This window comes from Pseudomonas sp. DSP3-2-3, assembly GCF_049898225.1.
Classification (GTDB): Bacteria; Pseudomonadota; Gammaproteobacteria; order Pseudomonadales; family Pseudomonadaceae; genus Aquipseudomonas.
In genome coordinates this window covers 62,079-83,413 of record NZ_JAFCXH010000004.1, presented here as the reverse complement: position 1 = coordinate 83,413, position 21,335 = coordinate 62,079, and the positions used below count along the sequence as shown (strand labels likewise).

Below are 21,335 nucleotides of genomic sequence, written 5' to 3'. Positions count from 1 at the left end.
GTCCTATGTATGGATCACGCCTAACCCGGCGACTCCGGCTGCGAGGTAGCCATTGCTGTCGTTGCCGGCGACGACGATGTAGTTGCCCTCCGCAAGCCGACATCGCTGCGCTGGGCCGCTACGGTCAGCCGGAAGAAATCGCCGGAGTGGTAGCGTTTCTGGCGGGGCCGGATGCGGCTTATATCACCGGCGCCACCGTGAATGTCGATGGTGGTCAGAACAGCTGATCATCGCCAAGGCGAACATCGCCGCGATCAGTTCTTCAACCTTCGAGCCACTGCGAATGCAGCTTGGGAAATTGCTCCTGCAACCAATCCAGGAACACTTCAACTTGCGGCGCCAGATGCTTGCGGCTGGGGTAGAGCACCGTGATCGGCCGAGGTTGGGGGCGGTAGGGTTTGAGTATCTCCACCAGTGCGCCGCTGGCCAGGTATTGGTCCACGGCGATGCCGGGAGCCTGAAGAATGCCAAAACCGGCGACGCCGCATTGCACGTAGGCATTGGATTCGGTGACGGCGATGCCCGCGTGGCTGATATAGGTTCGGTCCTGGCCATTGACCGAGAAATGCCAGGGCAGTGTTCGGTTGTTCTGGCCGGACAGGAAGTTGACCCCCTGATGATTGTCCAGATCCTCCAGTGTAGTGGGCTCGCTGTGTTCATGCAGATACTTGGGCGCAGCGCAGGTCACCATGATTGCCATGCCGATGGGCCGTGCTATCAAGGTTGAGTCCGGCAGCAACCCGATGCGCAGGGCGCAATCGATCCCTTCACCCACCAGATCCACCGTACGATCAGTCACGCCGAGCACCAGGTCGATCTCGGGGAACAGCCGGGTGAACGCGCGCAGACTGTCCATCAGTTCGACCTGGGCGAAAGCGGTTGGAATATCGATGCGCAATCGCCCGCCAAGGGTCGAGCCGGAGCGGTCGAACATTGAGGTAACGTCGGAGACAGTGCCGAGGATTTCTTTCACCCGATCGTAGAAACGCTCGCCTTCCGCTGTCAGCTTTACCTGTCGTGTGGTGCGCTGAAACAGGCGAACCCCCAGCGATGTTTCCAGTTCCTGAATAGCGCGAGTCACCTGCGGACGGCCAATCTGCAACGATTCTGCGGCCTTGGTGAAACTGCCCAGTTCAGCCAGCCTGGCAAACAGTCGCATCGATTGCAGCAGCTCCATTTTCTTCCCCGTAAGTGTTTTCAGGTGCGCTCGATCCTACATCAATCGCAACGATTGTTGCCGGATAAAACAACAATCATGTCAATTTCTGCGCATTTATTGCATCGCGGAGAGGGGCAACAATGGCTTCAGAACACGGCAGATCGCCCTGACAGACTTGGAGACGCGCAATGAAAGCCTGGCTACTGAAAGATTTTGGACTCGATAACCTGGAAATGGGCGAGGTGCCGACCCCGCAGCCTCAAGTTGGCGAATTGCTGGTGAAGGTGGGGGCGGTGTCCCTCAACTATCGCGACAAGGCTATCGTCGATGGCATCTACGAACCGCATACGGTGCCCAAGCCGCTGATCCCGGTCAGCGACGCCGCAGGTACCGTGGTTGCGGTTGGCGATGGCGTGACACGTTTCAAGATCGGCGATCGGGTTAATTCCCATCTGTACTCGCGCTGGCTGGACGGTGAACCTGGGCCGCATGAACCGGACTATTGCTTCGGTTCGCCGCTGCCGGGTGGATTGGCTGAGTTCATGATCATTCATGAGGACAGCGCCGTGGCTGCGCCGCAGAACATGTCCGACGAAGAAGCGGCAACCTTGCCAATCGCAGCACTCACGGCCTGGTATTCGCTGGTGGATTATGGGCAGATCCAGCCTGGGCAGACCGTGCTTGTCCAGGGCACGGGCGGGGTATCGATTTTCGCCGTACAGATTGCAACTGCGCTCGGCGCCCGGGTCATCGCAACGTCCAGCAGCGATGCGAATCTGCAAACCGTGCAAGCGCTGGGTGCCGTGGCTGGAATTAACTACCGGACCACGCCGGACTGGGAAGCGCAGGTGCTCAGGCTGACCGATGGAAAAGGTGTCGATCTGCTGCTCGATGTCGCCGGTGGCAGTGGCATCAATCAGTCGATTGCCGCGACCAAGGCTGCTGGCCGTATCGCGCAGATCGGCTTCCTGACCGGGCAAACCGTGCAGTTGAACCTGATGCCGCTGATCTTCCGCCAGACGACCATTCGTGGCATCGCAGTGGCGCCGCGCTCATCGTTCGACCGCATGAATGTGTTCCTCAATGAGCACAAGATTCGTCCGGTGATCGACAAGGTTTACCCTTTCGAGCAGGCCCGTGAAGCGTACGAACATCTGGCCAAAGGCGCATTCGGCAAGGTTGTGATCAAAGTCGGCTGAAATCACTGATGCGAATACAGTTTCAGCGCCTTGGTGAACCCCAGGGCTCTGAATATCGCGCTGCCTTCGCCCAGATCACCGTCGCTGGCGACCAGGTACACCTCGTTGGTCTCGGGCTTGATCGCGAGACTGGTTGAACGCAGGAAGTGACCGTTTTCGCGGCCGGGGATCAGGATCTGGCCGATCGGCAGACCGTTTGGATTCAGCACCAGCACCCGGCCCTGGCTGTACATCGCCACGTACAGATTGCCATCCTGATCCACGCGCATTGAATCCGGGGAAGGGCCGTTGAAGCGATAAATCACCGCCTCGCCAAACGGGGCGATGGTCGTCGCGTCCTTCAATTCGATGCGGTGCAGCAAGCCTGTGGCGAACTCCGTGACCCACAGGGTCTTGCCGTCGGGTGACAAGGCTATGCCGTTGGCAATCGCCAGTTTGGGCAGGATGGGTACGATGCTTTTGCCGTCGGCGGGCACGTAATAAACGCCGCCGGTGGGTTCGGTGGAAGTACCCTTGAAGTCGGTGAAGTAAAAACCGCCGGTGCTGTCGAACACCAGATCATCCACCAGAAAGTTTTGGTTGCCGGCAATCATCACTTGCTGCGCCGAGCCATCGGGCTTGTAGGCGGTCAAGTTACCGGTGTTCTTGAAATTGCCCAGCCCCGCGACGTACAGGCGACCGTCCTTGTGGATCGCCAGCCCCGCTGAACCCAAAGCATTTTTCGGCACCACGACACTGAGCTTGCGCTGGGTGTCGACCTTGAGCACCTGGCCGCCGAAGACTTCCACAAACAGCAAATTGCCTTCGCGATCGAATGACGGTCCTTCCAGCTGCAGGCCTTTGTCCGAGACCTTCAGCCATTGCTGGGCGATGACAGTTGGCAGATCTTTTTCAGCCGCAGCAATAGCCTGCAATTGCTGGCCTTCGGCAGGGTAGCTGAGCGTCGGAATCGACTCTGCGGCTTGCACGTTGATGACGCCCGCAGTTAGCAGGAAAAACATGGAAGCCAGAACGTGCTTATGCATTGAAGATCACCCGATTATTGTTATTTTGATTGCGCTGCATCACGCGCCCAGCGCGGCGACGAGGGCCGGAACGGTCAGCACAGCGGTGTAATAACCCATGAACTGCACGCCGATGTTGAAGCCCAGAAAGCGTGATAAAAATCCGCCCAGCAACCCGACAGTGATGATCACCAGCAGGCCCAGCAAACCACCTTCCCAGATGCCGATCACCAGAATCAGGCCGACAAATGTCGCGATGACGGCTTCGTGGCTGATTTTGCGCGACACGTAAGAGGCCGCCCGATGCGCGTAATTCATGGTGAACGGGTAGGCGATCAGAATGGCGATAACCACCGCCAGCATGCCGTAGCCGAGAAACTCCCAAGTGCTGAGCAGTGAGTGCAGGTTGTTCACTTGCCCGGTCGCTGCATCCACACTGAAACGCGGCGGCGCATTGAACAGCGGCGCGGCCGGGCCAGCTGCGACCGGGCTGAGGGGCAGGCCGAAAGCAATCAGCGGGATCAAGGCTTCGGCAATGTAGGTCGATTCGGTGACCCCGTTTCGCGCCGTAATCACCGTAGTCAGTCGATGGTAGACATGCTTGACCCGCGATCCGACCATTTCGCCCATGATCACGGTCATCGCCACCGGGCTGAAGACAAAAGTGGCACTGGAAATAACAGCCGTCACCGCAGTCCACATGCTTTGCTTGCGGTCCAGGACCTTGAGCGGGTTAGGGAAGAAGCCGCCCCAGCTTTTGACGTCCGGTGACAAGGAGAACGTGCGCACATCCTGCCGACGCATTTTTTCCCGTTCGGCGGGTGCCGCCATCGAGAACAGGGCCGCAATCAAAGGGCCGATGGCGATGCCGAGGAAGTAGCTGACGCTGAGTTTGACGCCGTACTGCCCAGTCATGGTTTGCAGGCCGATGATCACCATGACAAAGGGAATCAGGGTCAACACCGCCGCCAGACGACCCTTGGAGAACCAGGCAATGGCTATTGCCGCTGCGAGGAAAACCCAAGGTGCGGCGCGCTTGATCATGTCACCGAACGGCGAGAGCATCACCGCGAACAGCACGGCCATGGGAACGGCGATCAACGCGGCGATCACCGCGCCGGAAATCATCTTGCGCAGGGCAATGTGCGGAACACCCAGGTTGCGCAGGAAGTTGGCCTCGCGCATGAGCGGCGTGGCCATGGTGTCGCCGGGAATTCCCAGCAGCGCGGTCGGTACGGCGTGGGTCATGTGCTTGGCGACGGCGCCGGCAAGAAAGAACGTCAGGATGCCAGGCGCAGGAACGCCCAGCAGCACGACCAGCAAGGTCAATGGCGCGAGGGTCGTGGTTTCGTCGCTGCCGGAGATAAGTCCGATCCCGGCAAAGATCACTGCACCCAGAATGCCCATGCCCAGCGCGATGAGGAGTTGGTCCAGCAGAGGTGCCATCATGACCGGCCACCTTTGATGCCCACGGCGTTCTCGATATCCAGCGCAGGCAGTTCCGGGCCATTGGCCGAGGCGACTTGTGCCCGCTCATAGTCCGCGAACAGCTCATACAGATCCATCTCGCGAAGCTCGGCAATCGTGGCTGGCGGCAGGTCGGAAAGCTTACCCAGATCGCCGAATTCGTTCTGCAGTTCGAGCAAGACCTGGGCGCGCCAGGCGGGATCTGCCTGATGCTCCATGACATGGCGCTTGGGTTTGAACAGTGCGGCACTGATGGCGCCGCCTGCCAGGCAGCCGACGATGCCGATCAACATGGCATATGCCCGGGCCATTTGTGCCGAAGCAACCCAGCCGACCAGCAGGTGCCTGGCGATGAAAAACGCACCCAGGCTGACGATTGCACCGATGGCGATGGCGTAGATCAGGTGACGACCGTCTACCGTGTCGCCCCAAACTTCATACAGTTCGGATTTCAAAGAATTCTCCCACTGCCCTCGCGGGCTTTTATTGTTATGAAGGTGAAGAGATGCAGCTTAAGCCAGTGCTGATGTTCGACGTTTCGCGAGCAGGGCACGGGATACCCGGGACGCAGTTTCGCGGCCGAGCTGGGCATTGATGAACTCACCCGTCTCGATCAACGCCTCAAGGTCGACCCCATGGCTCAGCCCCAGGCCGTCCAGCAGGTAGATCACGTCTTCAGTGGCTACATTGCCCGTCGCTCCGGGCGAATAAGGGCAGCCGCCCAAACCCGCGACCGAACTGTCGAACACCCGCACACCGGCCTCCAGTGCCGCGTAAATGTTGGCGATGGCCATGCCATACGTGTCATGAAAGTGACCGGCCAGCGCGCTGATGGGAACGACCTCGCTACAAGCTTTCAGCAGCGCTTTGGTTGCCGCAGGCGTGCCCGCGCCGATGGTGTCGCCCAGGCTGATTTCATAACAACCCATTTCGTAGAGCGAAGCGCTGACAGCGGCCACGGCCTCGGGTTTGACCGCGCCTGTGAACGGGCAGCCCATGACGCAGGAAACATAGCCGCGCACCCGCACGCCGGCCTCCCGGGCGCGCAGCATAACCTGCTGAAAACGCACGAGGCTTTCGGCAATCGAACAGTTGATATTCTTCTGCGAGAAAGCTTCCGATGCGGCGGCAAATACTGCCACTTCACGACAACCTGCGGCCAGCGCGGCTTCGAGTCCCTGCACATTCGGCACCAGCGCTGTCCACGTGACGCCGGAACGCACGGACAAGGCGTTGAGCACCTCGTCCGAGCCCGCCATCTGCGGCACCCAGCGTGGCGAAACAAAAGCACCTGCCTCAATGGTTCGCAATCCCGCATCTGCCAGGCGCTCCAGCAATTGCACGCGGATCTGCGGCGCAAGTACCAAAGGCTCGTTCTGCAAGCCATCGCGGGCGCCAACTTCAACCAGCTGCACAGCCTGTTCGCCAGCGCGGCTCATCACTGCGCCCGCTTTTGTTTGAGCAGTTCAGCCGCGTGGTCGGAGCGCACATCCGACGCGTCGACCATCTGCTTGACCAGCCAGCTGACCTCATCGCCTTTGGCACCGGCGGAAAGGGCGATGTTGCGGGCGTGCAGCGCCATGTGCCCGCGTTGTATCCCTTCGGTAGAGAGCGCGCGCAAAGCGCCCAGATTCTGCGCCAGGCCGACCGCGACGGCGATTTCAGCCAGTTCCTGGGCGGTTTTTACGCCCAAAATGCGCAGGGACAGTTGCGCCAGCGGATGAGTCTTGGTGGCGCCGCCGACCAGTCCAACCGGCATGGGCATTTCCAGGGTGCCCACCAGATTGCCCTGGCCGTCTTTTTCCCAGGTGGTCAGCGAACCGTAATGTCCGTTGCGACAGGCATACGCATGGGCCCCGGCTTCAACCGCGCGCCAGTCATTGCCCGTGGCGACGATCAGCGGGTCGATGCCGTTCATGATGCCCTTGTTGTGGGTGGCCGCCCGGTAGGGATCAATCACCGCGAAGTTGTACGCATCAAGAATGCCTTCGATGACATCCTCGCCCTTGAAGGCGGCGGTGGTCAGCAGTTGCGGCGCGATACGAATCTGGGCACGGGCCAGGCGCAGGTCAGCGAGGTTGGACAGAATCCGCAACCTGACTTTGCCGCCGGTGATTTCTTCCATCAGCGGCGCCACCGCTTCGGCCATGGTGTTCACGGTATTGGCGCCCATGGCATCGCGCACGTCGACGATCAGGTGCGCCACCAGCATCGGCCCACGGGGGCTTTGCGCGAAGGAGTGGACTTCGATATCACGGCAGCCGCCACCCAGCTTGTTGAGTAGCTGATCCTTGCGGTTCGCCAGTTCGATGATTTCATCCTTGCGACGCATCAGGCTCAAACGGGCGTTGTACGGGTCGCAGACTTCAACGATCTGCACCTGGGCACGCATCAGCGGCAGCGAGCTTGAAGTCTGGAAACCGCCGGCCTCGCGGGCCAGCTTCGCCATGAACGAAGCCGCCGCAACCACCGACGGCTCCTCGACCACCAACGGCACGATGACGTCGCGGCCATTGATCTGGAAGTTGCTCGCCACCGCATAAGGCAGCTCGAACTTGCCGATCACGTTTTCGATCATGCCGTCGGCAATTTCCAGCGGCAGCGCGCCGGAGTCACGGAGGAGGGCGACGTCGTCATCAGGCAGATCAAGAAGTTCGCGCAGGTGGTCAAGGCGTTCGGCAGGGGACATGCCTCGGAACATGGGAAGGCGTGAGTCAATGCTCATGAGAGGGTCCTGTACAGATTATTGTTTTTGAGTGGTTGCCACCCTAGACCGGTCTGTACCGGCAAAGAAGGTACAGTTTGGCCGGACAGTACCTAAGCTGTACCCTCAGTGAATATTTTTCAGGACTGACCCATGGCGCGGATGACGCTGGCTCAACAGTTGACGGAATCATTGGCGGAGCAAATCGCCAACGGCACCTATCGCGTCGGCGACCGTTTGCCGTCGCTGCGCGAATGCATGCGGCTGTTGGGCCATTCAAAAAATACGGTAATCAACGCTTACGAATCCCTTGCATCCCAAGGGCTGATTGAAGCGCGTCACGGGCAGGGCTTTTTCGTCAAACAGGGGGCTCCCAGCAGCACTGAACCGGAAGAGCCGTTGCCTTACGCACGGGCGATGGACACGATCTGGCTCATGCGCCAGCAGTTCGTCCGCGAGCCAGGCCATTCGCCTTTAGGCGAGGGGTTTCCGCCGGTCGAGTGGCTGATGGATTTGCGCCTGGACAAATTCACCCGGCAGATCATGCGCACGGGCGTGACGACGCTGTTTCGCTACGGCAACCGGCTGGGCAATGCCGGGCTGCGGCAACATCTGGTGCAGAAGCTGGCAACCTATTCGATTGCTGCCAGCCCCCGGCAAATCGTCACCACCCACGGGGCCAATCACGCTCTGGACCTGATCATCCGCCGTTTCGTGACGGCCGGGGACCCGGTACTTGTGGAAGATCCCGGCTATTACCCGCTGTTCGGCAAGCTGCAATTGCAAGGTGCGCGGATGCTCGCGGTGCCGCGCCTGCCCGATGGGCCTGACATTGAGGTGCTGGAGCACTATCTGCGTGCGCATAAACCGAAGCTGTTTTTTATCCAGTCGGTGGGCCACAACCCGACAGGTTCTGACTTGTCACCCAGCAAAGCCCACCGGTTGGTGCAGCTGGCTGAGGAGCATAATTTCATTCTGGTGGACGACGACGCGCTGGCCGATTTCAAGCCGGCTTCGGTGATCAAGGTGTCGGCGCTCGACCAGCTGAAACACTCGCTGTATGTCGGCAGTTTCTCCAAGTCGGTGTCGGCGGCGCTCAGGGTTGGCTTCATCGCGGGCAGCAAAGAAGTGATCGATGAGCTGGGCGATTTGAAGATGTTGTTGCACACCAGTTCTTCGGAGTTCTGCGAGCGTACGGTCGATGTGATTCTGACGGAGGGGCATTTCCTGCGGCATTTGATCCGCCTCCAGGAACGCCTGAAAACAGCAACCGCAGAAGGCTTGCAGATGCTGGACGAGATCGGCGCCGAAGTGTTCTATCGCCCGGAACAGAGTCTGTATCTATGGGCCAGGTTTGCGCACATCGACGATGCCCGGGAGTTGACGCGAAAACTGCTGCCCAAGGGATTCATGATCGCCCCCGGGCATATTTTTTCGCCGGAGCAGTCGCGGATCAATCCCTGGACCCGGCTCAATGTCGCTTACCTGAACGATCCGCTGCTTAAAGTGGTGTTAAAGCCTTGAATGGCGGCCCGTTGATAAACTCGTTTTTTATCGATGCTTGCTTGAACGTCGGGCATTGATTGGAGTACATTCGTCGTAGCTGTACATATATCCAGTATTCAAAAACTCCAACATCCCATTGAGCAACAGACGGCAACCCTATGAAAGTGGCTGGCAGCTACTCCCAGATTCGACGTGACCTGCAAGGGATCAGCTCAGATCTGAAATGGTCTTCGGTAGAGCTATCCCGTATTGCCGGGCGGCTTGAGGCTGCCGGAAACTCGGCAGATGCTCAGGCAATACACAGGATGATGCAGATTTTTCAAGAGGGCGAAGTCCGACTGAACCACATCGCTTGCACGATCTCTGATGAGAACCTCGTCACTCAGGCGGCTGTTTAACGGCCGGATCAATGATGCCCACCTATCCCGGAACACCCGATGGCCGTTACTTTGTGGTCAAAGGCCAGCTGTGGCGTTGCAGCAATCCGTCGCTGGCGGAAGAACTGCGTCAGCAACTGGTCAGCGAGCTGATGTCTGCGCACCGGACCTCAATCGGCATAAAGTCCAGAACAGCCCTTATCTCGAATGGTACGAAGCCTTGTCATCCCTGCCGCCCCCGTAAAAGCGTTGAACCACGCGACAGCTCATGCGTCTGAACTGCACATTCAAGCAGTCTTCAAGACGACAGGTGCCGCATGATCGAGATCAATAGCTACACCACAGTGAAGCGCCGGGAACGAGTTCCGCACGAGATCTTCGCCCACTATTGGCGTGACGTTCACGGCCCGCTTTGCTCGCGGCTTGCCGGCCTCGGTTTGTACATCCAGCACCATTTCAATCGCAATCAGGATGCACACCTCTGGCCACTGGCAGAGGGCGTTCAGGAAATTGCCGACTACGAACTCGACGGTGGCGTCGAGATTGGTTTTCTTTCGGCGAGCGAGCAGGAGCGCTTCAAGACGGCGAGTCCGATCCTGTTCTCCGACGAGCAGAACATGTTCGAGGAAACGCTTGCCTACGATCTGCCGCAAGGCTCGCGCACGCTGGTGAATCGTTTGCACGACGAGACTTACAATGGCCCGGACCGGTTTGACCGCATCCATGTGCATTTCAGCCCCCGCGCAAGTCTGGATCAACTGCATGCTTACTTGAGCAATGATCTCGCGCCAGCCCTTGCAACGGCTGATGAGGTAGTGAAACTGGTCCTGCATCCTTGCTCAGCCTTTGAAAACGACGGCGCTCATCCGCCGGCACCTGATGTCGCGCATACGGCAACACCGGTTCGCAGCCAATTGGCGATACTGGAAATCGCATTCAAAAACCCGTTGACGCGGCGCCGTTTTTTCGAGAGCCCGACTTTCCTGAATACGCTGTCCGCGCAGGCCGAAAACATCAGTCAGTTGAAGGCTTTTGCCGTGTCCGGGCTTTATACCTACGTTCGGGATGGCAAGCTGACCACGGCGGGATTGCGCGGCAGCAGGGCGGCGGAACTGATCGATTATCTGGGCGCTGCCAACCAGCTGTCGCCTGAGGTAGAGAAGCTGCTGTTGACGGGCGCGAGCTGATACAGGTCTGGCTCGCGACGGGTCATGGGCAGCGTCGAGCTCCTGCGCGGCTGGCATCGCTGACGATGATTGCCAGCTTGCGCAGGTTGGCTTGTTGCGCCATGACAAGATCCTCGACCGCAGCGCCGGAAGGTTGCTGCAACACGGTCTGGCAGATCAGTTCATTACTGTTCTGCCCGCCGGATTGCCCTGCGCGCATCCGCCATCTGGCATCAAGCAATGCGTATTGACCTGGAACCAGATCGAAGCGTTGCACTTCTACGCGCAAGGTCATTTTCTCCCTGCCCCCCGGCTGACTGTTCAGCTCATTGATCAGCGCGCTTTGCACTTCATCGGCGAGGCTCGCCCCCCACCATTCGGTTTCCAGAAGGATCAGTTCATTGGTGCCCTGGCGAATGACGATCTGCGAACGATCAACTTGCGGCGGCACCATGACCCGCTCGATCCGCAGGCTGTCGCCGGCCTGCGTTGGACGCGGGGCGCCGGAGTGCAACGGCGTCAACGTGTGGTAATGCACCGGGTCGCTGCGGCAGGCCGCCAGCAACAGAACAATCATCAGCAAAGGTGCGTTGAAAGTCGCCCGCATGAGGGGTTCACTCCTTTGAGTGGTCGGTTCATGGACTGCGCTTCTCAGACTGGGAGTCGAATTGGGAGTCTTTGGGTCGACCACGAATCAGCGACTCGGGATGTCGGCCCAGATAGTCGGACAGATCCCGCAACGAGCGAGACATGCGTCCGAGTTCGTCTATGGCGTCACTGAGCTGTTCACGTTGTGGCGAGTCGTCGGCCAGCGTGGCGCTGGCCGATTTCAGGGTTTTGCGCACATCGTCCAGAGTGGTGCGAACGCCCGGCAGTGTCTGACTGTTGAATTGTTTGAGGCCGTTACGCAGCTCGTTCAGGCTGCCATCCAGATTGGTGGCGATACGATCAAGCGGCAGATTGGCGATTTTTTCGATGACTGCCTGCAGTTGCTCCTGCAAGAGTTCGAGGCTGCTGGGCAAGGTCGGCAGCATGATCGGGCGGACATTGGGGTCGAAGGTGACTTTTTCGGCTTTCGGATAGAAATCCAGGGAGATGTACAGTTGCCCGGTCAACAGGTTTCCCGAGCGGGCCTGGGCGCGCAGCCCGTGTTCAACGAAACTGCCGATGATGCGAATACCGCCCTCCAGGTCGCTGGGGTCATGCTTGAGCAGGGCGAGCATCTTGACGTGTGCCTGGCCCATGCTTTCCGGATAAATCACGATGCCGACAATGATCGGGAAGTTACGGGTCTTGAGGTCGAAATCCAGGTTGATCGACACCACCCTGCCGATTTCCAGACCCTGAAATTCCACCGGCGCACCGACTTTCAAACCTCTGAGCGCCTGGTCAAAGCGCAATGCCAGGTATTGCGCTCTACCCGGCGGCGGGGCGAGGGCGGTCTGGGCGTCAGTGAACAGATCGAAGCGGCTGCCTTCGGACGCGACGGCACTGGCAACGCCATATTCGGGAGCGCCGAACGCGATGCCGCCGATGAGCACCGCTGACAGCGATTCGGTTTTCACCGAAAACCCGTTGGCACTCACGCCGACATCGATGCCACTGGCGTTCCAGAAGCGGGTATTGCTCGTGACATAGGCGTCATTCGGCGCGTTGATAAATACCTCAACGTCGACACCCTTGCCGTCTTTATCCAGGGCATAGCCGACGACCTGACCCACGGGGATTTTCCGATAGTAAAGGGGCGAACCGATATCCAGTGACGCCAGATCCTTGGTCACCAGAGTGAAGCGTTTTCCCGGTTCGCCGTAGGTAATCGGCGGTGGTGCTTCGAGTCCGATGAAGGTCTTGACGGTGCGTTGCGATTCGCCGGAATCCGCGCCGATGAAAGCGCCCGAGAGCAGCGTGTCGATTCCGGATACGCCACCGGCGCCGATACGCGGGCGCACCACCCAGAATTTGGCATCCTCCCGGGTGAACGACGCGGCTCGTTTGGCGAGTTTGACGGTCGCCATGACGCTTTTCTGGTCTTCGCTCAGCTCGACTTCCGACACATGGCCGATCACCACATTGCGGTATTTGACCTGGGTCTTTTCAGCGGTGAGGCCTTCACCGGTCTTGAAGGTGATCGTGATTTCGGGACCGGCCTGCATGCGGTTATGAATCACCAGGGAAATACCGACCAGCAACGCAATGATCGGCACGATCCACACCAGTGACACGCTCCAGCGGCTGGAGGTCTTGATAGCGCCTGGTGCGGGCGGGCCTTGCGAGGTTTCAAGGGCCATGGTGGGCGTCCTTGTTCAGTGAGATCTGCCAGATCAGGCGTGGGTCGAAGCTCATGGCCGACAGCATGGTGAACACCACGACCATGCCGAAAAAAAGAATCCCGACCCGGGGTTCGATAGTGCCCAGTGCCTCGAAGCGGACCAACGCTGCCACGAGTGCCACCACCAGCACATCCAGCATTGACCAATAGCCCACCAGTTCGACAAAGCGAAATAATGTCGAACGCTGCCGGCAAGCCCAGGTGCTGCCCCGTTGCGAGGTAATCAGCAGCAGCGTCAATGCGCCGAATTTGATCGCAGGCACGCCAATGCTGGCGATGAAGATGATCGCGGCGATGTCCCAGGCACCGGCTTCCCAGAATTCCAGTACACCCGTGATGATCGTGCTGTCTGCGCCGCTGCCGAGCATGCTGGTGTTCATCACCGGCAGCAGATTGGCTGGCACATAGAGAATCAATGCGGCCAGTAAATACGCCCAGGTACGCGCCAATGAATCAGGTTTGATCGCGTGCAAGGGCGACCCACAGCGGTCGCAATGCTGCGGGTGGTCGGTGGTGTCGCACGCTTGGCCGCAGCTGTGGCAAAGACACAGGTTCAGATCCGCTGCCCGCGGCGGCGTGTTCACGGTTGATTCCATAATGCCCGGACATCACGTCCGGCGATCTTGATCATCAGAATGCTCAGTGCGGCCAGGGCGGCCAGCCCGATACCGGGCACTACGTCCAGCAGTCCGGCGAGTTTGAACACCGCGACCATGGCACTCAGCAGGCAGACTTCGAGCATGCTCCAGGGGCGCAAAGATTCCAGCCAGCGCATGCAAAAGCTGAAGGCCGGCGCGCGCCGTCTGGCCATGGCAAACGCCAGTACCCAGATCAGCAGGATGACCTGCAAAACAGGCGCGACAATGATGGAAATGCCAGCCACCAGCGCAATAAACAGAATGGGGCCGTTACTGAGGGCGGCGACGGAATCCCATAACGTCGCCGAGTTTTTCAACCCTTGCATGCTGATGCTCATCACGGGATAGAAGTTGGCGAACACCAGCAAGACGGCGGCAGTTACACATAACGCCATTCTCTGTTGCAGCGTAACGGCGGTGTAACGCTGGATGACGGCGCCACAGCAAACGCAACAGGCTTTCTGCTGCTTGATCAGCGGGGCGGTGTCGTAGACGGCGTCGCAATACTCGCAAATGATGAGTGAGTTGGTTTGTGTCATGGACGCTTCTTCAATGAGTGAGAAGTATCGAAACTCAGTTGAATATAGAAGCGACGCAGTAATAGGCAAGGACCAATCCGTGATTGGTTTAATGCCAAACAAAGTAAGCAAACAGGTTTTTACTTCGAAAAACTATATGGCAAGTTGCGCAGGTCGATCTCTACCCTGCCTGAGCCAAGGTAGAGATTGATACCAACTCCCAAACTTAAAGCGCAGCCTCCAACTTGCGACCCAATACACGGTGGTATTCGGCTTTGGCGGTCTGCTCGGTAAACTCACCCGACCATTTGGAAACTACCCCCGTCGCCACGCTATTGCCGATCGTGTTACAGGTAGCAATTGCCATCGACATGAACCGGTAAACTCCGAACAACAGCGCCAGGCCTTCCACGGGAAGTATGCCGATAGCGGTCACCGTCGCCGCAAACACCACAAAGCTGCCGCCTGACACCGTCGCTGCACCTTTGGACGTCACCAGCATGATGGCGACCGTGCCCAATTGTTGCTCCCAGGTCATCGGCACGCCGTAGGCATTGGCAATGAATAGCACGCCCAGCGACATGTAGATTGAGGTTCCGTCGAGGTTGAACGCGTAGCCGGTGGGCAGTACCAGGCCGACGCTCTGCTTGGAGCAACCAAACTTTTCGAGCTTCTGGAGCAGTCTTGGCAGAGCGCTTTCTGACGAAGCAGTACCCAGCACGATGAAAATTTCATCCTTGATGTACGTCAGGAAACGCCACAGGCTGAACCCGGACAACCGGCAGACTACGCCGAGGACAACAAAAATAAAGAAGGCAATCGCGACGTAGAACATCAGGACCAGATTGGCCAGTGACATCAGTACCGCCGTACCGTTGCTGCCGACGGCGTAGGCCACCGAACCGAACGCGCCAAGTGGGGCGAACTTCATGATCAGATTGATGAACTCGAAGAAGCACTCCGAGATACGACTCAGCCCCTCTTCAATGACAGCGCGGCGCTCAGGCTTGAGGGCCAGCAGGGCGAAGCCGAACAATACGGAAATCACCAACACTTGCAGCAGTTGGCCGCCGGAAAAAGCGCCGACAAAGTTGTCCGGGAAGATGCCGTAGATGAAATCCATGGTCGACATCGGGCCGTGCCCTTTGGCGACCGCCGCACTGGCCGCTGCCGCTGTGGCGCTGCTTGGATGCGTGTCATGCATGCCCGAACCGATGTTCAACAGGTTGCCCCACAGCAGGCCGAGGGCCAGGGCAATGGTTGACACTACTTCAAAGTAAATCAGCGCCCGTAAACCGACCTTGCCGACGCGCTTGATATCACCGGCCGACGCAATGCCGTGCACGACGGTAAAAAATACCAACGGTGCGACCGCAGTCTTGATCAGCTTGAGAAAGATATCACCAAGGATTTTGAACTTGGCAGCCAGTTCCGGGGCCAGGAAGCCGAGGGCGATACCCAGCAGCATGGCGGCGATGACCTGAAAAGTCAGATCCCGGTAAAACAGTTTTTTTGCAGTCGTGGACATGTCTTCGATCTCGTTGTTTTTATTGGCAGAGAAAGGCGGGCCGGTTCATGCCAAGCCCTGTGAAGATCAGCGTTTGACGGAACCTTCTCTCGCCAGAGCGATATCGACCATCTGCGGCGCGAGGCCCAGGTAGTTGGCGGGATCGGTAAGGTGTTTGAGTTCTTCGATATCCAGTTGCGCAGTGGCTTCACCTTGGGCCAGCAACGCATCGAGCAGGCTGGTGCCCTGGTCGTTGGCCATGCGGCAGGCGGCATACACCACGTCATGCGCCACTTGACGGCCGAGTGCCGGCGCCAGGCCCATCTCGCTCGGGACTGATGAAAGGTATGAACCAGACGCGCTATTCAGTCGTTGCAAAGGACTTGATTGAGGGGATCGCCAGCGGTCGTTACCCGGTCGGTACGCTGTTGCCTACCGAGTTCGAACTGTGTGAACTCTACGAAGTGAGCCGACACACGGTGCGCGCGGCTATCACCCAGTTACAGAATCAAGGGTTGGTTTCCCGACGCAAACGTGTGGGCACGCGAGTCGAGGCCGCGTCGCCCAAGGGCGGTTACTCGCAGTCGCTGGCGTCGGTTTCCGATCTCGTGCATCTGGCGGAAACCCAGGTTCGCAGCATTCAGAAGGTCCATCACTTTGTGGCCGATATTGCCCTGGCGCGCCGTCTGGGACTGATTCCGGGCGAGCACTACTTCTGCGTATCGAGTATTCGGGTCGACGAAAAAAATCTGCGGGCGCCGCTGTGCTGGACTGACGTTTACGCTCAGGACGTCTATTCGGCGGTTATCGAATTGGCCGAGCAGCATCCGGATGAGCTGATTGCCGCGTTGATTGAGCAACACTTCGGCCGGCATATCGATGTGGTGGACCAACAAGTGCGTGCAGTGTTGCTGACTGCCGATATTTCAAAGAGCCTCAACGCCGAGGCTGGCTCGCCAGGTCTGAACATCATTCGTCAATACCGTGACGAAGAGGGCGCAGTGATGGTCGTGTCGGAAACCACCCACCCCGAAGACCGTTTCACGCTGGTGACGCAGATGAGAAGGGAAAAAAGCTCTACGGTTTGAGCGGTAGATTTCCGTTCCCAGGCGCCTCGCCGTTAATGGCGTTTACCGGGTATTCAAAAATCGGCCGGTAACACCTCGCATTCGTTTCACCCCTTTCACCCCCGCGTCTATTGCTCTGCGAATGCCGCCGTCTACGGCAGCTTAGGTTGTAACTAAACGACTCATGATGTTAAATGGCCACCAACTAAATATTGGCGCCAAAATTCCAGCTATTTTTTCAAGATAGGTCCACAAGCGCCGATACTCTCAAAAACCACACTATCCAGGAGGGCATCTAGTTCATGAAACTCACCGTCAAACACAAGTTGCTGTGCTTAGCCATTATCCCCGCATTGTTGTTCGCACTGATCATCAGCGGCCTTGCGTCGTGGATGTTGCAGAGCAGTGCCGATCAGGAAATGCGTGAAACCCGCGACAGTCTGGTCAAGCGCAACCGCGAAATCCTGAAGAACTACGTGGACATCGCTCTGACCACTATCAAGCCCTTGCACGATGCGTCGGCGAATGGCGATATGGCTGCCCGGGACAAAGCGCTGGAAATCCTGAAACCGGTAAAGTTCGGAGATGAGGGGTATTTCTTCGGTTACGACGGCAAAGGCGTGCGTGTCTTCCGTGGCGACAGCACAGCAGGTGTAGGCAAGAGTTTCTGGGACACCAAGGATCCCGACGGTTCCTACCACTACCAGACCTTCGTGGAAGTGGCTAAAAATGGCAAACACTTCGTCGATTACGCCGCGCCCAAACCTGGCCAGGAGACTGTCCAGGTGCCCAAGCTTGGCTACACGGTGTACCTGGAAAAATGGGACATGGTGCTCGGCAGCGCCATCAATATGGATGACATCGACGCCGCCATGCTCGTCGAGCAGGCTGCGGTTACCGAGCGCACCCGTGATTTGCTGGGCAGCATCTTCCTCGTGACCTTGGTGTTGTTGCTGGTCACTGCCGCTGCGGGCATCTGGACCGCCAACGGTGTGGTACGTCCGCTGCGCATTCTCAAGACCAACCTGGATGACATCGCGGCCGGTGACGGCGACCTCACTCACCGTCTGGCGATCACCAGCAACGATGAACTGGGCGATCTGGCGACGTCGTTCAACCGTTTTGTCGACAAGATCCACGCCATGGTACGGCAGGTGGCGCAGATGACCACCGAACTGGATGGCCTTGTGGTTCAAGCAACGCAGCAGACCTTGCGCTCCGAGCAAGCGATGCAGCGCCAGCGCAACGAGACCGATCAGGTTGCAACTGCGATCAACGAAATGTCGTCCGCCGCTCAGGAAGTCGCGACGAGCGCCCAACGTGCTGCCGAGGCTGCGGCTGAAACCGATCAGCAAGGGCATGCGGCGCGCAAAGTGGTTGGCAACAACATTATTGGCATGAGCGCGCTGGTATCCGACATCCGCATGAGCGGCACCAGTCTCGACAGCCTGCAGCAAGACGTGCGCTCGATTGTTTCGGTGCTTGACGTGATTCGCTCGATCGCCGATCAGACCAACCTGCTGGCACTCAACGCCGCAATCGAAGCGGCACGAGCCGGTGAAGCCGGTCGCGGCTTTGCGGTAGTCGCCGATGAAGTGCGCGCGCTGGCCAGTCGTACCCAGCAGAGCACCCAGGAAATCCAGGGCATGATTACCCGCCTTGAAGCTGGCACCACGGCTTCAGTCGCCGCCATGCAGCGCTCAACCGAAGCAGGCGAGGGTGCCAATCAACAGACCAATGCAGTCGGTGCGTCACTGGATTCGATCTCGGGTTTGATCGGCACGATCAACGCGATGAACGCGCAGATTGCCAGCGCAGCGGAGGAGCAGACTTCGGTCGCTGAAGAGATCAACCGCAGCGTGCATCAGATCGCCGGCGCCGTTGAGAGCCTTGCCGACGAAACCGAGCAGAGCGCACGCACCATGCGCGAAGTGTCATCGCTGGGCACTAACCTCGCCAGCCTGGTTCGCCAATTCAAGATCTGATGAAACGTTTAAGCCCGTCGCTTGCCTGGCAACAGGCGGCGATAGCTGTTTTAGTGATGACTGATTAGTTAGCTTGATCATGATTAGGCAGCAATCTAGTTGCCGCCCATGCGGCAAATTATAAGAAAAATCAGAAAGACCGAAGCACACCCGTGTTTAGATCCAGGAGTGAGTAGTAATGTCTGATAACGATACCTCCCCCGGCCGTCGCGATTTCTTGCGTAAGTCGTTGACGCTGATCCCCGTTGTAACCCTGGCCAGTGCTGGCCTTCCCGGTTCCGCTTTCGCCCAGACTCCCGCGAGTGACGCTCAGTCCGGCGCGTCGCCGGCAGTCAAAACCAGTGATTACAAACCCACGTTCTTCACCCCCGAAGAATGGGCTTTCCTCTTTGCCGCCTGCGACCGTTTGATCCCGTCCGACCAGGTCGGTCCCGGCGCTGTCGAACTGGGCGTGCCGGAATTTCTCGACCGCCACATGCAGACGCCTTATGCCAACGGTGGCATCTGGTACATGCAGGGTCCGTTTATCCAGGCCGCACCGGAATTCGGTTACCAGGGCCGTCTGACACTGCGCGAAACGCTGCGGGTCGGCATCAAGGCCTTTGACGCCAGTTGCAAGAAAACCTTTTCCGGCAAGACCTTCGCCCAGCTGACGACTGCCGAGCAGGAAGAACTGCTCAAGAGTGCCGAGAGCGGCAAGCTGGTGCTGGAGGACATTTCTTCGAAGTTGTTCTTCACCAACTTGCTTAACGAAGTGCGTAACGGCTACTTCGCCGACCCTTCACACGGCGGCAACAAAAACATGGGTGCGTGGAAGATGATCGGTTATCCCGGCATGCGCGCCGATTACATGGATTGGGTGACGGTGCGTGACAAGCCGTACCCGCTGCCCCCGGTCGATCTGGCCGGGCGGAGGGGTTGAGCATGGCGAACGTTAAACCAAAAGTAGACGCAGTGATTGTCGGCATGGGCTGGACCGGGGCGATCATGGCCAAGGAACTTACCGATGCGGGCCTGACCGTTGTGGTGCTGGAGCGTGGCGCTGATCGTGACACACAGCCTGATTTTGCCTACCCGAAAGTCGTCGATGAGCTCGAAGGCTCGGTGCATCGCCGCTACCTGCAAAGCCTGTCCCAGGAAACCGTCACCGCGCGGCATAACCTGACGTCCACCGCCGTGCCGTATCGACAGATGGGTTCGTTCAAACCCGGCACGGGTGTGGGCGGTGCGGGCAGTCACTGGTCTGGCTGCCACTTCCGCGCGTTGCCGGAAGACTTCAAGCTGCGCAGCAATGTCGAGCAGCGTTATGGCGCGAAATTCATTCCCAGCGACATGACCATCCAGGATTTCCCGGTCACCTACGAAGACCTTGAACCGCATTTCGATCACTTCGAATACGTCTGCGGTACTTCCGGCAAGGCCGGTGTGATTCAAGGCGCGAAACAGCTGGGCGGCAACCCGTTCGAAGGCTCGCGCTCGCGTGAATTCCCGCTGGGTCCGAACCCTAATTATCTCGGCGCGGAAATGTTCTACGGCGCGGCCCGGGAAATGGGCTGGGACCCGTATCCGATCCCGGCGTCCAACGCATCGGCGCCTTACGTCAATCCGTATGGCTGCCAGATGGGTCCGTGCAATGCCTGCGGATTCTGCAGCGATTACGGTTGCCTGAACTACTCCAAGGCCAGCCCAAACATCAGCATTCTGCCCGTGCTGCGCCAGCGCAAGAACTTCGACTTGCGCACCAATGCGCAGGTTTTGAAAGTCAATCTCGACAGCGATGGCAAGAAGGCGACCGGCGTTACCTACCTGGATGCTCAGGGCCACGAAGTCGAGCAGCAGGCCGATCTGGTCCTGCTCTGCGCGTTTTCCCTGTTCAACGTGCATTTGATGCTGCTCTCGGGTATCGGCAAACCCTACGACCCGCAGACTGGCGAAGGCACCATCGGCCGCAACTACTCGTACCAGAACCTCAATCGCGTGGTGCTGTTTTTCGGCAAGGAAGTGCAGGCCAACCAGTTCATCGGTATCGGTGGCGCGGGCACGACCATGGACAATCTCAACGGCAACCAGCTGGACAATGCCAAGGCCGGTTTTGTCGGCGGCGGCATCATCTGGGCCCGTCAACCGGGTGCCGGTCCGGTGCGCGGGATCAACGTACCGCCGGGCACGCCAGCCTGGGGCACGCAGTGGAAACAGGCGGCGAGCGATGCGTTCCGTCACTCGTTCTACTTCGAAGTGCAGGGCGCGTGCATGTCGTACCGTCAGCATTACTTGAGCCTTGATCCGACCTACAAGGACGGCTTCGGGCGACCATTGCTGCGGATGAACTTCGACTGGCACGACAATGAAATCAAGGCCTCGCAATTCCTGGTAGGCAAGGCGCTGGAAATGTCGAAAATCCTCAACCCGACCGCCGTTGCCGGCGACGCGAAAAAACCGGGCGAGCACTACAACATCACCAAGTACCAGAGCACCCATACCTGTGGCGGCGCGATCATGGGCAGCGACCCGAAGACCTCGGCGTTGAACCGGTATCTGCAATCCTGGGACGTGCATAACGTGTTCGCCATTGGTGCCAACGCGTTTCCGCAAAACAACGGCTATAACCCGACCGGAATGGTGGGTGCGCTGGCGTACTGGTCTGCCAAGGCCATTCGCGAGCAGTACCTGAAAAACCCCGGCCCGCTGGTTCAGGCATAAGGAGCGAAA

General features: G+C 58.7%; 18 protein-coding genes and 4 pseudogenes. 10 read left to right on the top strand and 12 right to left on the bottom strand.

Going from position 1 to position 21,335, the window contains the following annotated elements; translation table 11 throughout:
* Positions 1 to 101 precede the first annotated feature (101 nt).
* Positions 102 to 227, top strand: a pseudogene (locus ACP7E4_RS06350) (SDR family oxidoreductase); the annotation flags it as partial.
* Between the two features lie 35 nt (positions 228 to 262).
* On the opposite strand, the gene ACP7E4_RS06345 reads toward ACP7E4_RS06350, so the two are convergent.
* A complete protein-coding gene (locus ACP7E4_RS06345) occupies positions 263 to 1,177 on the bottom strand; it encodes a LysR family transcriptional regulator (RefSeq protein ID WP_426112925.1) in 915 nt (304 codons plus the stop codon).
* 170 nt (positions 1,178 to 1,347) lie between these two features.
* Here ACP7E4_RS06345 and ACP7E4_RS06340 point away from each other — a divergent pair, with 170 nt between their 5' ends.
* Positions 1,348 to 2,358, top strand: coding sequence for a zinc-dependent alcohol dehydrogenase family protein (locus tag ACP7E4_RS06340; protein WP_426112927.1), 1,011 nt, complete (start codon positions 1,348 to 1,350; stop codon positions 2,356 to 2,358).
* 2 nt (positions 2,359 to 2,360) lie between these two features.
* On the opposite strand, the gene ACP7E4_RS06335 is transcribed toward ACP7E4_RS06340, so the two are convergent.
* The 5 genes from ACP7E4_RS06335 to ACP7E4_RS06315 are packed head-to-tail and all read right to left on the bottom strand — an operon-like array spanning position 2,361 to position 7,554.
* Positions 2,361 to 3,383 carry an SMP-30/gluconolactonase/LRE family protein gene (locus ACP7E4_RS06335; RefSeq protein ID WP_426112929.1) on the bottom strand — a complete coding sequence of 341 codons (1,023 nt, stop codon included), beginning with the start codon at positions 3,381 to 3,383 and terminating at the stop codon, positions 2,361 to 2,363.
* Between the two features lie 39 nt (positions 3,384 to 3,422).
* Entirely contained in the window at positions 3,423 to 4,811 is a 1,389-nt protein-coding gene (locus ACP7E4_RS06330) for a tripartite tricarboxylate transporter permease (RefSeq protein WP_426112931.1), read from the bottom strand.
* Complete coding sequence (locus ACP7E4_RS06325; RefSeq protein ID WP_426112933.1) at positions 4,808 to 5,284, bottom strand: hypothetical protein; 477 nt, start codon at positions 5,282 to 5,284, stop codon at positions 4,808 to 4,810. The genes ACP7E4_RS06330 and ACP7E4_RS06325 overlap by 4 nt, the downstream gene beginning before the upstream one ends.
* 57 nt (positions 5,285 to 5,341) lie before the next feature.
* A complete protein-coding gene (locus ACP7E4_RS06320) occupies positions 5,342 to 6,268 on the bottom strand; it encodes a hydroxymethylglutaryl-CoA lyase (RefSeq protein ID WP_426112935.1) in 927 nt (308 codons plus the stop codon).
* Positions 6,268 to 7,554: a hydroxymethylglutaryl-CoA reductase, degradative gene (locus ACP7E4_RS06315; protein ID WP_426112937.1), complete on the bottom strand. Its 1,287-nt coding sequence runs from the start codon at positions 7,552 to 7,554 to the stop codon at positions 6,268 to 6,270. The genes ACP7E4_RS06320 and ACP7E4_RS06315 overlap by 1 nt, the downstream gene beginning before the upstream one ends.
* Positions 7,555 to 7,686: 132 nt before the next feature.
* Here ACP7E4_RS06315 and ACP7E4_RS06310 point away from each other — a divergent pair, with 132 nt between their 5' ends.
* The 3 genes from ACP7E4_RS06310 (at position 7,687) to ACP7E4_RS06300 (ending at position 10,603) form a co-directional block, all read left to right on the top strand.
* Positions 7,687 to 9,057, top strand: a complete 1,371-nt coding sequence (locus tag ACP7E4_RS06310) for a PLP-dependent aminotransferase family protein (protein WP_426112939.1) — start codon at positions 7,687 to 7,689, stop codon at positions 9,055 to 9,057.
* Positions 9,058 to 9,197: 140 nt separating this feature from the next.
* Positions 9,198 to 9,437, top strand: coding sequence for a hypothetical protein (locus ACP7E4_RS06305; RefSeq protein ID WP_426112941.1), 240 nt, complete (start codon positions 9,198 to 9,200; stop codon positions 9,435 to 9,437).
* A 296-nt stretch (positions 9,438 to 9,733) separates the two neighbouring features.
* Entirely contained in the window at positions 9,734 to 10,603 is an 870-nt protein-coding gene (locus ACP7E4_RS06300; RefSeq protein WP_426112943.1) for a hypothetical protein, read from the top strand.
* Positions 10,604 to 10,625: 22 nt separating this feature from the next.
* On the opposite strand, the gene ACP7E4_RS06295 is transcribed toward ACP7E4_RS06300, so the two are convergent.
* The 6 genes and pseudogenes from ACP7E4_RS06295 to ACP7E4_RS06270 form a co-directional block, all read right to left on the bottom strand.
* Complete coding sequence (locus ACP7E4_RS06295; RefSeq protein ID WP_426112945.1) at positions 10,626 to 11,189, bottom strand: PqiC family protein; 564 nt, start codon at positions 11,187 to 11,189, stop codon at positions 10,626 to 10,628.
* Positions 11,190 to 11,217: 28 nt separating this feature from the next.
* Positions 11,218 to 12,870, bottom strand: a complete 1,653-nt coding sequence (locus ACP7E4_RS06290) for an intermembrane transport protein PqiB (protein WP_426112947.1) — start codon at positions 12,868 to 12,870, stop codon at positions 11,218 to 11,220.
* Positions 12,860 to 13,495: a paraquat-inducible protein A gene (locus tag ACP7E4_RS06285; RefSeq protein ID WP_426112949.1), complete on the bottom strand. Its 636-nt coding sequence runs from the start codon at positions 13,493 to 13,495 to the stop codon at positions 12,860 to 12,862. Before ACP7E4_RS06285 ends, ACP7E4_RS06290 begins: the two co-directional genes overlap by 11 nt.
* Positions 13,492 to 14,088: a paraquat-inducible protein A gene (locus ACP7E4_RS06280; RefSeq protein WP_426112951.1), complete on the bottom strand. Its 597-nt coding sequence runs from the start codon at positions 14,086 to 14,088 to the stop codon at positions 13,492 to 13,494. The genes ACP7E4_RS06285 and ACP7E4_RS06280 overlap by 4 nt, the downstream gene beginning before the upstream one ends.
* A 205-nt stretch (positions 14,089 to 14,293) precedes the next feature.
* Entirely contained in the window at positions 14,294 to 15,595 is a 1,302-nt protein-coding gene (locus ACP7E4_RS06275) for a cation:dicarboxylate symporter family transporter (protein ID WP_426112953.1), read from the bottom strand.
* 66 nt (positions 15,596 to 15,661) lie between these two features.
* Positions 15,662 to 15,898: pseudogene (locus ACP7E4_RS06270) on the bottom strand (3-carboxy-cis,cis-muconate cycloisomerase); the annotation flags it as partial.
* A 23-nt stretch (positions 15,899 to 15,921) separates the two neighbouring features.
* Here ACP7E4_RS06270 and ACP7E4_RS06265 point away from each other — a divergent pair.
* The 5 genes and pseudogenes from ACP7E4_RS06265 (at position 15,922) to ACP7E4_RS06245 (ending at position 21,326) form a co-directional block, all read left to right on the top strand.
* Positions 15,922 to 16,662 carry a GntR family transcriptional regulator gene (locus ACP7E4_RS06265; RefSeq protein ID WP_426112955.1) on the top strand — a complete coding sequence of 247 codons (741 nt, stop codon included), beginning with the start codon at positions 15,922 to 15,924 and terminating at the stop codon, positions 16,660 to 16,662.
* 281 nt (positions 16,663 to 16,943) lie between these two features.
* Positions 16,944 to 17,768: pseudogene (locus ACP7E4_RS06260) on the top strand (cache domain-containing protein); the annotation flags it as partial.
* 369 nt (positions 17,769 to 18,137) lie between these two features.
* A pseudogene (locus ACP7E4_RS06255) lies at positions 18,138 to 18,626 on the top strand (methyl-accepting chemotaxis protein); the annotation flags it as partial.
* A 178-nt stretch (positions 18,627 to 18,804) separates the two neighbouring features.
* A complete protein-coding gene (locus ACP7E4_RS06250; protein WP_426112957.1) occupies positions 18,805 to 19,548 on the top strand; it encodes a gluconate 2-dehydrogenase subunit 3 family protein in 744 nt (247 codons plus the stop codon).
* Positions 19,549 to 19,550: 2 nt separating this feature from the next.
* Entirely contained in the window at positions 19,551 to 21,326 is a 1,776-nt protein-coding gene (locus ACP7E4_RS06245) for a GMC family oxidoreductase (protein ID WP_426112959.1), read from the top strand.
* Positions 21,327 to 21,335: the final 9 nt, after the last annotated feature.